The sequence below is a fragment of the Kitasatospora sp. NPDC088264 genome, from assembly GCF_040685715.1.
In the GTDB taxonomy this organism is placed as follows: Bacteria; Actinomycetota; Actinomycetes; order Streptomycetales; family Streptomycetaceae; genus Kitasatospora.
In genome coordinates this window covers 1-13809 of record NZ_JBFBIR010000029.1, presented here as the reverse complement: position 1 = coordinate 13809, position 13809 = coordinate 1, and the positions used below count along the sequence as shown (strand labels likewise).

The 13809-nt window shown below is 72.0% G+C and carries 11 protein-coding genes, 5 tRNA genes and 1 pseudogene; 5 read left to right on the top strand and 12 right to left on the bottom strand.

Annotated elements, in window-relative coordinates; genetic code table 11:
* Window positions 1-63 precede the first annotated feature (63 nt).
* Window positions 64-747, top strand: coding sequence for a 2-phospho-L-lactate guanylyltransferase (gene cofC / locus AB0O82_RS22320; protein WP_363585717.1), 684 nt, complete (start codon window positions 64-66; stop codon window positions 745-747).
* A gap of 56 nt (window positions 748-803) precedes the next feature.
* Window positions 804-1025 carry a hypothetical protein gene (locus AB0O82_RS22315; protein ID WP_063347710.1) on the top strand — a complete coding sequence of 74 codons (222 nt, stop codon included), beginning with the start codon at window positions 804-806 and terminating at the stop codon, window positions 1023-1025.
* Window positions 1026-1232: 207 nt separating this feature from the next.
* Here the strand turns inward: AB0O82_RS22315 and AB0O82_RS22310 are convergent, their stop codons facing one another.
* The 4 genes from AB0O82_RS22310 to leuC form a co-directional block, all read right to left on the bottom strand.
* Window positions 1233-1946, bottom strand: coding sequence for an HU family DNA-binding protein (locus AB0O82_RS22310; RefSeq protein ID WP_350882962.1), 714 nt, complete (start codon window positions 1944-1946; stop codon window positions 1233-1235).
* A 133-nt stretch (window positions 1947-2079) separates the two neighbouring features.
* Window positions 2080-2268 (bottom strand): hypothetical protein, encoded by a 189-nt coding sequence (locus AB0O82_RS22305; protein ID WP_079135607.1) that lies wholly within the window; start codon window positions 2266-2268, stop codon window positions 2080-2082.
* Between the two features lie 340 nt (window positions 2269-2608).
* Window positions 2609-3205, bottom strand: coding sequence for a 3-isopropylmalate dehydratase small subunit (gene leuD, locus AB0O82_RS22300; RefSeq protein ID WP_363585716.1), 597 nt, complete (start codon window positions 3203-3205; stop codon window positions 2609-2611).
* A gap of 5 nt (window positions 3206-3210) precedes the next feature.
* Window positions 3211-4647: a 3-isopropylmalate dehydratase large subunit gene (gene leuC, locus AB0O82_RS22295; protein ID WP_363585715.1), complete on the bottom strand. Its 1437-nt coding sequence runs from the start codon at window positions 4645-4647 to the stop codon at window positions 3211-3213.
* A 232-nt stretch (window positions 4648-4879) separates the two neighbouring features.
* Between leuC and AB0O82_RS22290 the strand changes: the two genes are divergently transcribed.
* Window positions 4880-5593, top strand: coding sequence for an IclR family transcriptional regulator (locus tag AB0O82_RS22290; RefSeq protein ID WP_063347714.1), 714 nt, complete (start codon window positions 4880-4882; stop codon window positions 5591-5593).
* Between the two features lie 104 nt (window positions 5594-5697).
* Here the strand turns inward: AB0O82_RS22290 and AB0O82_RS22285 are convergent.
* The 8 genes from AB0O82_RS22285 to AB0O82_RS22250 form a co-directional block, all read right to left on the bottom strand.
* A tRNA-Gln gene (locus tag AB0O82_RS22285) sits at window positions 5698-5772 on the bottom strand.
* Between the two features lie 49 nt (window positions 5773-5821).
* Window positions 5822-5894, bottom strand: a tRNA-Glu gene (locus tag AB0O82_RS22280).
* Window positions 5895-5920: 26 nt separating this feature from the next.
* Window positions 5921-5993, bottom strand: a tRNA-Glu gene (locus tag AB0O82_RS22275).
* Window positions 5994-6020: 27 nt separating this feature from the next.
* A tRNA-Glu gene (locus AB0O82_RS22270) sits at window positions 6021-6093 on the bottom strand.
* Window positions 6094-6130: 37 nt separating this feature from the next.
* Window positions 6131-6202 (bottom strand) — tRNA-Gln (locus AB0O82_RS22265).
* Window positions 6203-6440: 238 nt separating this feature from the next.
* Window positions 6441-7964: a glutamate--tRNA ligase gene (gene gltX / locus AB0O82_RS22260; protein WP_363585714.1), complete on the bottom strand. Its 1524-nt coding sequence runs from the start codon at window positions 7962-7964 to the stop codon at window positions 6441-6443.
* A complete protein-coding gene (locus tag AB0O82_RS22255; RefSeq protein WP_063347716.1) occupies window positions 7957-8757 on the bottom strand; it encodes a fumarylacetoacetate hydrolase family protein in 801 nt (266 codons plus the stop codon). Before AB0O82_RS22255 ends, gltX begins: the two co-directional genes overlap by 8 nt.
* Window positions 8758-9002: 245 nt before the next feature.
* Window positions 9003-9272 (bottom strand): hypothetical protein, encoded by a 270-nt coding sequence (locus AB0O82_RS22250; RefSeq protein ID WP_363585713.1) that lies wholly within the window; start codon window positions 9270-9272, stop codon window positions 9003-9005.
* Between the two features lie 590 nt (window positions 9273-9862).
* On the opposite strand from AB0O82_RS22250, the gene AB0O82_RS22245 reads away from it, so the two are divergent.
* Both AB0O82_RS22245 and AB0O82_RS22240 read left to right on the top strand, forming a co-directional pair.
* Window positions 9863-13708 carry a nitrate- and nitrite sensing domain-containing protein gene (locus AB0O82_RS22245; RefSeq protein WP_363585712.1) on the top strand — a complete coding sequence of 1282 codons (3846 nt, stop codon included), beginning with the start codon at window positions 9863-9865 and terminating at the stop codon, window positions 13706-13708.
* 10 nt (window positions 13709-13718) lie between these two features.
* A pseudogene (locus AB0O82_RS22240) lies at window positions 13719-13809 on the top strand (roadblock/LC7 domain-containing protein); the annotation flags it as partial.

Sequence of the window (13809 nt, the reverse complement as noted above, 5' to 3'; positions counted from 1 at the left end):
CGCACGTCCGCACAGATCGGACGGCCTGGCGAGGGCTCCGGGACCGGCGTCACAATGACGCCGATGACCCAGGACACCGTACGCCCCAACGGGCCCGTCGCGCCCCCCGCACCCGCCACCGACTGGTCGCTGGTGCTGCCGCTCAAGCCGCTCGCCCTCGCGAAGAGCCGACTGGCCCCGTACGCCGGGCCGCACCGGGCGGACCTCGCGCTGTCCTTCGCGCTCGACACCGCCACCGCCGCACTGGCCACCCCGGGCGTCGCCCGGGTCCTGGTGGTCACCCGGGACGCGGCGGCCGGCGCCCGGCTGGCGGCACTGGGCGCGGTGGTGGTCGCCGACGAACCCGGCGAGGGCCTCAACGAGGCGCTGGTGCACGGCACGGCGGCCGCCCTGGCGCTCGCCCCGCGCTCGCCGCTGGCCGCCCTCTCGGCGGACCTGCCGGCCCTGCGCCCGGTCGAACTGGCCCGGGTGCTGGGCGCGGTGCCGCCGGACGGCCGGGCCTTCCTGCCGGACTCCCCAGGCCTCGGCACCACGCTGCTCGCCTGTACCCCCGGCCGCCCGCTCTCGCCCGCCTTCGGGGACGGCTCGCGGGCCCGGCACGCGGCCGGCGGAGCACTCGAACTTCGCCTGGCGGACGTGGAGTCGGTGCGCCGGGACGTCGACACCGGCGCGGACCTCGGCGAGGCCGCGGCGCTCGGCCTCGGCCCGTACACCAGCGTCCTGTTCGCCCGGCTGGCGCGGGCCTGACCGGCGCCCCGCGGGACGCCGCCCGGTCGGCCGGGGCCGCTCGCTATGCTGCTGCCATGCAGGCCACCGCGTTCACCTTCGACCCCGCCACCCGGGCCGGCTCCGTGCTGCTCGACGACGGGACCCCGGTGCCGTTCGACGCGGCCGCCTTCGACGCCGGCGGTCTGCGGCTGCTGCGACCGGGCCAGCGGGTGCGGATCCGCACCGAGGGCGCCGGCGAGGCCCGCCGGGTGGTCTTCGTGACGCTGCAGACCTTCCCCGACCCGGCCGCGGGCTGACCGTCCTCCGCTGACCGTCCCCCCGCTGGTCCTCCCCCGCCGTCCGGCACGCCCGCCGCCGCGTTCCGTGCCTGGTCACCGTCGGTCGCAGAATCCTGACTAAGCGCCCGGAAATCGAAAGAGCCGCGGCGACCCGGTCTCCGCAATTCACGGAGGGGGGGTGCCGCGGCTCTCTGCCGAAGGCCGTCCGAGGACCGCTGCGCGGGACTACTTGGCAGAGGTCTTGCGCGCGGTGGTCTTGCGGGTGGCGGTCTTCTTCGCCGGAGCCGTCTTCTTGGCCGTCGCGGTCGCCTTCTTGGCGGTCGCGGTGGTCTTCTTGGCGGCGGCGGTGGTGGTCGCCTTCTTGGCGGCGGCGGCCGTCTTCTTGGTCGCGGTCGCGGTGGTCTTCTTCGCGGCGGCGGTGGTGGTCGCCTTCTTGGTGGCGGTCGCCTTCTTCGCGGCGGCGGTGGTGGTCGCCTTCTTGGCCGCGGCCGTGGTCGCCGTCTTCTTGGCGGCGGCCTTCTTGGCCGGAGCGGCGGCGGCGGCCGTGGCGGCACGCTTGGTGGCGGCGCGCTTGGCGGCCGGGGTGGCGGCGACGCCGCTCTTGCCCGGGGTGAGGGAGCCCTTGGGGGCCTTCTTCACCGAGGGGCCTTCCTTCGGCAGCTTCTTGCTGCCGCTGACCAGGTCCTTGAAGCCCTGGCCGGGACGGAAGCGGGGCACCGAGGTCTTCTTGACCTTGACCTTCTCGCCGGTCTGCGGGTTGCGGGCGAAGCGCGCGGAGCGCTCCACCTTCTCGAAGGTGCCGAAACCAGTGACCGAAACCCGGTCACCGGCCACAACGGCACGGACCATGGTGTCGAGCACTGCGTCGACGGCCTCTGCGGCAGCCTTGCGACCGCCCAGCTGCTCGGCCACCGCTTCGACAAGCTGAGCCTTGTTCACGTCTTCCCCTTCGGAAACGGGCGCCGGATGATTCCATCCGTTCTTTTCGCACGTTAGGTATGTATCTGCGGACTTTCAATTACCAAACGCGCGAATCACCCTAGTGTCGCAATGGATTTGCGCGTCGGCGACCTCAGGCGACGGGCGGGCGCCCCTCGTCGAGGTCATGTACAAAGCGACTCAACCGCCTTGCCGCCTCCGGAAGATCGCGCTTGGCGGTCTCGGTGACGATGAGGAGTTGACGGGAGAGAGCGGTCTTTGCATCGGCAGACACGTTCAGCGCATGCACGCGGGCGTGAGCTTGCTTCAACCGCTCGGCCACAAGCGCGTAGAGCGCTGCGACTTCCTGGTCGTCCGGCCCCTCAGCTGGTGCGGAGGCGACGTCCGGCCGATCGTCAATTCGGCGTTCGGATCCCCGGCCCACGGACTCCGGAGCCGCGGGTTCGCCGCCCGCGTACGGAGGTTCATGGTGCCGGTGCATGTACTGATTGTGCCATCTACCCGCAGTTGTACTTGCGCGGGGCCCTCTCCGGCAAAGCCAAATGGGCAATCCGGGGTGGGCCGCGGCGCTAACTCGTGCTCCGGAACGGCGGATGGCCCGCCCCCCCGAAGGGGAGGCGGGCCATCCGGTGGATCGCCAGAATGCTTGTTCTGAGGGGATCTCAGGCAACCGGCAGAGTACGGGGCTTGAAGGTCGGACGGGTCGCTTCGAAGGCCGCGATGTCGGCCTCGTTCCGCAGGGTGATGCTGATGTCGTCCAGCCCGTTGAGCAGCCGCCACCGGACGTTGTCGTCCAGTTCGAAAGACGCGGTGACGCCCTCGGCCCGGACTTCGCGGGCTTCCAGATCAACGGTGATCTCGGCCGAAGGGTTACTCTCGGTGAGCGCCCAGAGCTGTTCCACGGTCTCTTGCGGCAGGACGACCGTCAGCAGTCCGTTCTTCAGGGAATTCCCACGGAAGATGTCCGCGAAGCGCGACGAGATGACCGCGTGGAAGCCGTAGTTCTGCAGCGCCCAGACGGCGTGCTCACGGGAGGAGCCGGTGCCGAACTCCGGGCCGGCCACCAGGACCGTGGCGCCCTGCCGCTCGGGCTGGTTGAGGATGAACGACTCGTCCTTGCGCCAGGCCTCGAAAAGGCCGCCCTCGAAACCGGAACGGGTGACCTTCTTGAGCCAGTGGGCCGGGATGATCTGGTCGGTGTCCACGTTCGAGCGCCGCAGCGGAACGGCCCGGCCGGTGTGGGTGGTGAACTTCTCCATGGTTCTCAGGCCTCCACAGCCACGTTGGTGTCCGCCAGGTCGGAGGGCAGATCGGACGGTGCGGCCAGACGGCCCAGGACGGCGGTCGCGGCGGCGACCTGCGGGGACACCAGGTGGGTCCGGCCACCCTTGCCCTGCCGGCCCTCGAAGTTGCGGTTCGAGGTGGAGGCGCAGCGCTCCCCGGGGGCGAGCTGGTCGGGGTTCATGCCCAGGCACATCGAGCAGCCCGCGTGGCGCCACTCGGCGCCGGCCGCGGTGAACACCTTGTCCAGGCCCTCCTCCACGGCTTGCAGGGCGACCCGGACGGAGCCGGGGACGACGAGCATCCGTACGCCGTCGGCGATCCGGCGGCCCTCCACGACGGCGGCGGCGGCGCGCAGGTCCTCGATCCGGCCGTTGGTGCAGGAGCCGACGAAGACGGCGTCGACGGTGACCTCGCGCAGCGGGGTGCCGGCCTCCAGGCCCATGTAGGCGAGGGCGTTCTCGGCGGCCGCGCGCTCCTGCGGGTCGGCGAAGGAGGCCGGGTCCGGCACGTCAGAGCCCAGCGGGGCACCCTGGCCGGGGTTGGTGCCCCAGGTGACGAACGGGGTCAGCGCGGCCGCGTCGACGAAGATCTCGTGGTCGAAGACCGCGTCCTCGTCGGTGCCCAGGGTCGACCAGTACGCGACGGCGGCGTCCCAGTCCTCGCCCTGCGGGGCGTGCGGACGGCCCTTGAGGTAGCCGAAGGTGGTCTCGTCCGGGGCGATCATGCCCGCCCGGGCGCCGGCCTCGATGGACATGTTGCAGATGGTCATCCGGGCCTCCATGGACAGGCCCCGGATCGCCGAACCGCGGTACTCCAGGACGTATCCCTGGCCGCCGCCGGTGCCGATCTTGGCAATCACGGCCAGGATCAGGTCCTTGGCGGTGACGCCCTCGGGCAGCTCGCCCTCGACCGTGACGGCCATGGTCCGGAACGGCGCCAGCGGCAGCGTCTGGGTGGCCAGCACGTGCTCGACCTGGCTGGTGCCGATGCCGAACGCCAGTGCGCCGAACGCGCCGTGGGTCGAGGTGTGGGAGTCGCCGCAGACCACGGTCATGCCGGGCTGGGTCAGGCCCAGCTGCGGGCCGACCACGTGCACGACGCCCTGCTCGATGTCGCCGAGCGAGTGGATCCGGACACCGAACTCGGCGGCGTTGCGGCGCAGCGTCTCCAGCTGCACCTTGGACACCGGGTCGGCGATCGGCTTGTCGATGTCCACGGTGGGGGTGTTGTGATCCTCGGTGGCGATCGTCAGATCGGTGCGGCGGACCGTCCGGCCGGCCAGCCGCAGCCCGTCGAAGGCCTGCGGGCTGGTCACCTCGTGGAGCAGGTGGAGGTCGATGAAGAGCAGGTCGGGCTCTCCCTCCGCGCGCCGCACGACGTGGTCGTCCCAGACCTTCTCTGCGAGTGTCCGTCCCATCGGATTCCCTCCAGCCGGCCGCGTTGCCGGCCTTCTCGTGTCGTCGAGGTCGGAGCTCCCGCCGCCCTGTGGCGGGCGCGTTCTCGCGACCTGCACGCCGGATCGCTGTCCACGATGCGGACACTCTGGTGAGGTCGCATCCTGGATGCCTCCCGGGCTGCTGCATCCAGAGTGGCGCTTTTCCCGGAAGATTGAACTTGCGTCTCGCGGAATGAGACTGCAGTCTTAGCGCATGGACAACTCTAGCGGCGTCGGCGTTCTCGACAAGGCCGCTCTGGTGCTGAGCGCACTGGAGTCGGGCCCCGCCACGTTGGCGGGGCTGGTCGCCGCCACCGGTCTGGCGCGCCCCACGGCCCACCGGCTCGCCGTCGCACTCGAACACCACCGTCTGGTCACCAGGGACATGCAGGGGCGATTCATCCTCGGCCCCCGTCTGTCCGAACTCTCCGCCGCGGCGGGCGAGGACCGGCTGCTCGCCACCGCGGGCCCGGTTCTGACCCACCTGCGCGACGTCACCGGCGAGAGCGCACAGCTCTACCGCCGCCAGGGCGAGATGCGGATCTGCGTAGCCGCCGCCGAGCGGCTCTCCGGTCTGCGGGACACCGTCCCGGTCGGCAGCACCCTGCCGATGAAGGCCGGCTCGGCCGCCCAGGTCCTGCTGGCCTGGGAGGAGCCCGAGCGGCTGCACCGCGGCCTCCAGGGCGCCCGCTTCACCGCCACCGCGCTCAGCGGCGTCCGCCGCCGCGGCTGGGCCCAGTCGATCGGCGAGCGCGAGCCGGGCGTCGCGTCCGTCTCCGCTCCCGTGCGCGGCCCCTCCAACCGCGTGGTGGCCTCCGTCTCCGTCTCCGGCCCGATCGAGCGGCTGACCCGCCACCCGGGCCGCCTGCACGCCCAGGCCATCATCGAGGCCGCGAACCGGCTCACCGAGGCCCTCCGCCGCGGCTGACCGCCGCACCCGGAAAGGGCCCCGCGCAGCACCACCGCGCGGGGCCCTTCGGAATGCTCCGGGAAATGCAAAAAAGACCCCGGAAACCGGGGCCTTCCAATTTCTGGCTGGGGTACCAGGACTCGAACCTAGACTAAATGAACCAGAATCACTCGTGCTGCCAATTACACCATACCCCAACACAAAGCAAGCGCCGATGGGATAACCCACCGGCTTCATGCTCTGGAGTACCCCCGACCGGATTCGAACCGGCGCTACTGCCGTGAGAGGGCAGCGTGCTAGGCCGCTACACAACGGGGGCTTCCTGGCGATCCCTTGCGGGATCAGTACCCCCGACCGGATTCGAACCGGCGCTACTGCCGTGAGAGGGCAGCGTGCTAGGCCGCTACACAACGGGGGCTTTCCAGGTGATCCCTTGCGGGATCGGTACCCCCGACCGGATTCGAACCGGCGCTACTGCCGTGAGAGGGCAGCGTGCTAGGCCGCTACACAACGGGGGCTTGTTCTTCACTTGTACTGCTGGACTTGCGTACTGCGCTGGGGTACCAGGACTCGAACCTAGACTAAATGAACCAGAATCACTCGTGCTGCCAATTACACCATACCCCACCAGAGTTGAACCCCTGTCGGGGCCTTCTCAGGCGTTGCGCCTCTCGTTCGGGGCCGGGTGGAGGGTTTCGCTCCCTCGTCCGTTCCCTCCCGGGCGGCGCAGAAAGAACATTACCCGACGCCGGCCCCGGCTCCAAAATCGATAACCCCAGGCAGCGGCCGGGCGTCCTGGCAGTGACGTCCGGGCAGGCCGCGGGCCCGGCACGAGGCCGGGCCCGCGGCCTGCTCAGCGGCCCGCTCAGGCGGCCGGCAGGGCCTCCAGGGCGGAGTTCAGCCGGCGCAGCGTCTCGGGGCGACCGAGCAGCTCCATCGACTCGAACAGCGGCGGCGAGACCCGGCGGCCGGTGACGGCGACCCGCAGCGGCGTGAACGCGAACTTGGGCTTGATGCCCAGCCCGTCCACCAGCGCCTCGCGCAGCGCGGCCTGGATCGGCTCCGGGCTGAAGTCCGCGAGCGCCTCCAGCGCCTTGACGCTGGCCTCCAGCACCGGGCGGGCGTCGGCGGTCAGCGCCTTGGCGGCGTCGTCCGGGTCGACGGCGAAGTCGGCCGGGTCGACGAACAGGAAGCCGGCCATGTTCACGATCTCGCTCAGCACGACCATCCGCTCCTGGGTGAGCGGCGCGATCCTGGCGAGCAGGTCCAGCTGCTCGGCGGTCGGCTCGGCCGGCAGCAGCCCGGGTGCCTGGAGGTACGGCACCAGGCGGCGGACGAAGTCCTCCGGGGCCAGCTTGCGGACGTGCTCGGCGTTGATCGCCTCGCACTTCTTCAGGTCGAAGCGGGCCGGGTTGGCGTTCACCTTGGCGATGTCGAAGGCGGCGACCATCTCGTCGATGCCGAACAGGTCGCGGTCGTCGGCCAGCGACCAGCCCAGCAGGGAGAGGTAGTTGAGCAGGCCCTCGGGGATGAAGCCGCGCTCGCGGTACAGGTTGAGCGAGGCCTGCGGGTCGCGCTTGGAGAGCTTCTTGTTGCCCTCGCCCATCACGTACGGCAGGTGGCCGAAGCGCGGGGTGGTGCCGTCGCCGACGCCGATCTCGGCGAGCGCGGCGTACAGCGCGATCTGCCGCGGGGTGGAGGAGAGCAGGTCCTCGCCGCGCAGCACGTGGGTGATGCCCATCAGGGCGTCGTCCACCGGGTTGACCAAGGTGTACAGCGGGGCGCCGTTGGCCCGGACGATGCCGTAGTCCGGCACGTTCTCCGGCTCGAAGGTGAGCGTGCCGCGCACCAGGTCGTCGAAGCTGAGGGTGCGGTCGGGCATCCGGAAACGCAGGATCGGCTCGCGCTTCTCCAGCTTGTAGACGGCGACCTGCTCGTCCGTCAGCTCGCGGCAGTGGCCGTCGTAGCCGGAGGGCTTGCCGGCGGCGCGGGCGGCCTCGCGGCGGGCGTCCAGCTCCTCGGTGCTGCAGTAGCAGTGGTAGGCGTGGCCGGCCTCGTGCAGGCGGCGGGCGACGTCGGCGTAGATGTCCATCCGCTGGGACTGGCGGTACGGCTCGTGCGGGCCGCCGACCTCCGGGCCCTCGTCCCAGTCGAAGCCGAGCCAGCGCATCGCGTCGAGCAGCTGGTCGTACGACTCCTCGGAGTCGCGGGCCGAGTCGGTGTCCTCGATCCGGAAGACCAGCGTGCCGCCGTTGTGGCGGGCGTAGGCCCAGTTGAAGAGGGCCGTGCGGACCAGGCCCACGTGCGGGTTCCCGGTCGGGGACGGACAGAAACGAACCCGGACGGCCGGGTTGCCCGCGGCGGAGCCGCTGAGCTTTTCACTAGCCACGCTTGATCACCTTGTTGGTGAGAGTGCCGATGCCTTCGATGGAGACGGCGACCTCGTCGCCGACGTTGAGCGGGCCCACCCCTGCGGGCGTGCCGGTGAGGATGACGTCGCCGGGCAGCAGCGTCATGGCCTCGGAGATGTGGACGATCAGCTCGGCGACCGAGCGGACCATCTGGGAGGTGCGGCCGGCCTGCCGGAGCTCGCCGTTGACCGTGCAGGTGACGGCGAGGTCGGCCGGGTCCAGATCGGTCTCGATCCACGGGCCCAGCGGGCAGGAGGTGTCGAAGCCCTTGGCCCGGGCCCACTGGCCCTCGCGCTTCTGCACGTCCCGGGCGGTGACGTCGTTGGCGCAGGTGTAGCCGAGGATCACCTCGGGCACCCGGTCCAGCGGCACCTCGCGGCACATCCGGCCGATCACCACGGCGAGTTCGGCCTCGTGCTGGACGTCCGAGGAGAACGGCGGGTAGGCGATGTTCTCGGTCGGGCCGATCACCGAGGTGGACGGCTTGAAGAAGGTGAGCGGCACGTCCGGGACGTCGTTGCCCAGCTCGGCGGCGTGCGCCGCGAAGTTGCGGCCGACCGCCACGATCTTGTTGGGGAGCATCGGGCTGAGCAGCCGGACGTCCTGGAAGCGGTAACTCTCGCCGGTCGGCTGGGGCTGGCCGAACGGGTGGCCGGCCAGCGCGTGGACGACCAGCGAGTCGGGCTGGGAAGGGTCGCCCTCCACCACGCCGAAGGAGACGCTGCCGGCGGCAGGGCTCCCCTCCCGGACGGAAAACCTGGCAATGCGCACGGCTGGGATACCCCTCGCTTCGTCGACCGCCCGGGGCGCGCCCGGGCGCTGGTGGGCGCCTCGCCCACGGTGGGCGCGGCCCCGTCAATCGTCGTCCAGGCTATCGCGTGGGGCCCCGGCTGACCGCTTTGCCCCTGTTCAGCGCGGTTGGGCCGCGAGCCCCGGCAACCGCCCGGGAACGCCGCAGGGCGCCGCGACCGCCCTCGGTGGCACGGCCGCGACGCCCGGTCGGAGCGGGGGTCGGGTCAGTCCTGCACGACGACGGGCGCCGGGGCGACCATCAGCTGGGTGCGGCGCGGGTTGGCGGTGCTGGCCGGCAGCTCGGTGCCGTAGGTGACGGCGTCCTCGGGCTTGCGGGCACCCGGGATCGTGCTGAAGTCCGCGACCGAGGCCAGCGTCGTCCGGCGCGGGTTCGCCGTGGAGCGGCAGGGCAGCGTGGACTTGGTGGCCTTCTTCGCCTGGGACATCGAGAGCACCTCGTGGTCGCGGCCGGGCGGATCGCGGCGGATCGTCACCGGCCTGAGTGATTCCGAATGATTCGGAGGGGTTCTGGGCAGGCTGATCGGGGCCGTGCTCCGGAGACAGCCAGGTTACGAGATCTCATTCCACAGGGGCCGTGACCAAAGCTACACATTAGACTGTGATTTTGCTCACAAATTCATGAGCGAATTGCAGATATCCGACATATCGCCGCAACGGGATTTTCCGGCATATCTCCGATAACGGTCATTCCGGAAGGTCCGCGACTCTTTTCGATCTCGGGCCGGGTTGGCATGTATCCGGCGAGTGTCCGAAAAATGCGGTATTCCGGTCCTGTTACGGCACAGTCAGTGAAGTCACGCACGCGTTCGGTAGCGCCGCGCGGCGTGTCCTGGCGGCCCTTGTTGGGATTCCCCGGCTGTGCTGGAATGCCACGGACCGTGGGTAGGGAGAAGTCCACCCCGGCGACGCGCTCACCCGGACCAGCCGGGGAGCGGAAGGAAACTCGACACCGTCCGGTCCGCGGCGACGCGGCGGGACGCCCGGTCCAGAGGTTGCGACGCCAGTGCAGGGACGTTTCAAAAGGGGTAGCGGCGGCGCGGGTAACCCGGAGTCGCACGAGCCCGTGGCAGCCCCCCAGCAGGCGGCGGCCCCCGGCGGCCCGCCCGAGCCGGTGATCCCCGAGGCCCCCGGCCACCCGGAGGACGACGGCCAGGAACGGAAGTCCGCCCGGGACAAGCTCCGGACCACCCTGACCAGGCGGCGGGCCACCGGTCTGAGCCGGCTCGCGATGCGCAACTGGCGCATCCGGACCCGACTGATCGCCCTGCTCGCCCTGCCCGTCCTGGTCTCCCTGGTCCTCGGTGGCCTGCGGATCCAGGCCTCGATGCAGAACTCGCAGCAGCTCTCCCAGATGGCCAACCTGTCCGACCTGGCCAAGAAGGCGACCAACCTCGCGGACGCCCTGCAGACCGAGCGCGACATCAGCGCCGGCTACATCACCGCGCGCCCCAACGACCCGCTCGACGACGACATCGCCACCGCCCGCAGGGCCACCGACGACCTGAGCCGCACCTTCACCGCGTCCTCGGACAAGTTCGAGAACCTCGAGCTCTCGGGCGGGAAGGCGCTGCTGTTCCAGATCCGCAGGGACCTGAACTCGATCTCGGACGCGCGCAACACGCCGTACCAGAACAACCAGAACATCCAGTCGACGATCACCGCCTACGACGTGATCATCCGCGACCTGCTGGCCATCACCCAGGACATCGCGCTCGCGTCGAACAACAAGGACCTGCTCGTCGCGACCCGCTCGCTGCAGCAGTTCTCGCTGGCCAAGAACGCCACCTCGCAGCAGCGCGCCCTGATCGGCGCCGCACTCGCCAACCCCAAGGGCCCCGACCTCAGCCCCAGCGACGAGTCCTTCGGCATCCGCCTGCGCACCTCGTACGACAACTCGCTCACCAGCTTCAACAACATCTACACCGCGCACGACCTGGACAACCTGCGCGGCCAGCTCAGCTACAACTCGGTGATCGCCGACGCCGACCGGTACGCGCGCTCGATCCTCCAGCCGAGCGGCATCCACCAGACCGACCCGGTGACCTACAAGGACTGGTACGAGAAGGCCAGCGCCAAGATCACCGCCGAGCGCCGGATCGAGTCCAAGCTCATCGAGGACCTCGACGGCAAGGCCCAGGACCTCCAGTCCCAGGCCGACACCGAGGCCATCATCATCGGTGCCGCCATCGCCCTGGTGCTGCTCGTCGCCCTCGGTGGCGCCGGTCTGATCGCCCGCTCGATGGTGCGCTCGCTGACCCGTCTGCAGGCCGCGGCCGAGGACGTCGCCGAGCGCCGCCTGCCCGAGCTGGTCAAGACCCTCTCCGAGAGCGACCCGCACGACGTCGACACGACGGTCGAACCGGTGGCCGTCGACTCCACCGACGAGATCGGCCACGTGGCGCACGCCTTCGACATGGTGCACAGCGAGGCCGTCCGCCTCGCCGCCGAGCAGGCCCTCCTGCGCGGCAACATCAACGCGATGTTCACCAACCTCTCGCGCCGCAGCCAGGGCCTCATCCAGCGCCAGCTGTCGCTCATCTCCGAACTGGAGAGCCGCGAGGCCGACCCGGACCAGCTGGCCAACCTCTTCAAGCTGGACCACCTCGCGACCCGCATGCGCCGCAACGGCGAGAACCTCCTCGTCCTCGCCGGTGAGGACCCGGGCCGCCGCTGGACCAGGCCCGTCCCGCTGGTCGACGTGCTCCGCGCCGCCGCCTCCGAGGTGGAGCAGTACGAGCGCATCGAACTCGCCGCCGTGCCGTCGGCCGAGGTCGCCGGCCGCGTCGTCAACGACCTCGTCCACCTGCTCGCCGAGCTGCTGGAGAACGCCACCTCGTTCTCCAGCCCGCAGACCCGCGTCCGGGTCACCGGCCACGCGCTGCCCGACGGCCGCGTCCTGGTCGAGATCCACGACACCGGCATCGGCCTGAGCCCCGACGACCTCGCCGACATCAACGAGCGCCTCGCCAACCCGCCGACGGTGGACGTCTCGGTCTCCCGCCGCATGGGCCTCTTCGTGGTCGGCCGCCTGTCCCTGCGACACGGCATCCGCATCCAGCTGCGCCCCAGCGACTCCGGCGGCACCACCGCGCTGGTCATGCTCCCGGTGGACGTCACCAACTCCGCCGACCGCCGCGGCGCTGGCCGGCCCGGCCCGGCCCAGGCCAAGCAGCAGCGCGGAGTCGCCCCGACGCCGCGCCAGCAGCGCCAGGTGCCGCCCGGCCAGGGCGGCCCGGCCGCGCTCGGCCAGGGCCCGGCCGGCGGTGCCCCGCAGGGCGGCCGACCGCAGCTCGGCCAGGGCGGCCCCGGTGCTCCGACCGGACCGAACGCTCCGGGTGCTCCGGGTGCTCCGGGTGCTCCGACCGGACCGGGTGCACCTGCCGCGTCCGGCGGCCGGGCCGGAGGCCTGCCGACCCGCCAGGTCGGCCAGTCGCTGCGCGAGAACCCCGGCCAGCCGGGCCAGCCAGGCCCGGGCCAGCAGCCCCAGGGACCCCAGGGACCGGGCCGGCAAGCCCCGCAGCCCCAGGGCCAGAAGCCGGCCCAGCAGGCCCCGCAGGCCCCGCAGGCCCAGCAGTCCCCGCAGCCCCAGCAGTCCCCGCAGGGCGGCCTGCCGCAGCGCGGCCCGAACCGGCCGGGCCCGGCGCAGGGCGGCCTCGGCGGCCTGCCCCGCCGCGGCCAGCAGCAGCCCGCCCAGGGCCGCCCCGGTCAGCAGCAGCCCGCCCAGGGCCGCCCCGGCCAGGAACGGCCGCGCCCGGGTGGCGAGTTCGACGGCGGTCCGGGCCCCCGGACCGGCGAGCAGCCGCAGCACGGTCGGCCGGGCCGGCCGGGCGGCGCTCCGCAGCAGCAGGGCGGCGGCGCCCGCCCGGGCAACCGCCCGCAGGAGGGCCTGCCGCAGCGCCGGCCGGCCCCGCAGGGCCAGGGCGGCCCCGGTCAGGGCGGCCCGCAGGGCCAGCCCGGTCCGCAGGGCCAGCGCCGTCCGCAGCGCCCCGGCCCGGACGCGCCGCAGCGCGACCGCCAGCCGCAACTGCCGCCGCAGCAGCAGGCCCAGCCGCTGCCGTCGGCCGAGCCGGCACCGGTGGAGAGCACCCAGCAGTTCGCCCGGCCGCGCTTCGAGGCCAGTCAGATCGACCCGCGTGACCCGCTGGGCCTCGGTCTGGTGGAGCCGGTGCTGCCGAGCGTGCCCAACCCGGCGCGTCCGGAGCCGGTCCGTCAGGAGCAGGCCCGGCCCGAGCCGGTGCGCCAGGAGCAGGCCCGGCCGGAGCCGATGGCGCTGCCGACCGGCCCGTCCGGGGGTGCGGCCGAGCAGCCGTGGTACCCGCAGGAGGGCGGGCAGGAGGCGCGGCCGCGGACGTACCAGCCGCGCCGGCCCGGCACCTCGGCGCCGGAGTTCCAGCCGTCCGACCCGCAGGGCCGACAGGGCCGGCCGGCCCAGGCCCCGCAGCCCCAGGCTCCGCAGCAGGCCGCGCAGGCTCAGGCCCCCCAGGCCCCGCAGTCCCAGGCCCCGCAGCAGGGTCAGCAGCAGCCGCGGCAGGGCCAGCAGCCGCAGCCCGGCCCCGGGGACGCCCCGTGGCGCCCGTCCGCGAACGACGAGCGCTGGCGCCGCGCCGAGCAGGTCCGCGAGCCCTCGACCAGCGGCGTCACGATGTCCGGTCTCCCCCGGCGGACCCCGCAGGCCAACCTGGTCTCCGGCACCGCCGAGGCCTCGCCGCTGACCGGTCCGCAGGTCTCCCGGGCCCCCGAAGAGGTCCGCGGCCGGCTGACCAACCTGCGCCGCGGCATCCAGCAGGGCCGCCGGGCCGGAGCCGAACAGGCCAACCAGCCGGGCTCCCAGCATGGTGCCCAGCAGCCCGGATTCGATAGTTTCGGTGGCCGGACCGACGGCAACGGCGCAGATCACCAGGAGCGTTGAGTTGAATCAGATGAGCCAGGCCGCACAGAACCTGAACTGGCTGATCACCAATTTCGTGGACAACACCCCCGGGGTGTCCCACACCGTGGTGGTCTCCGCCG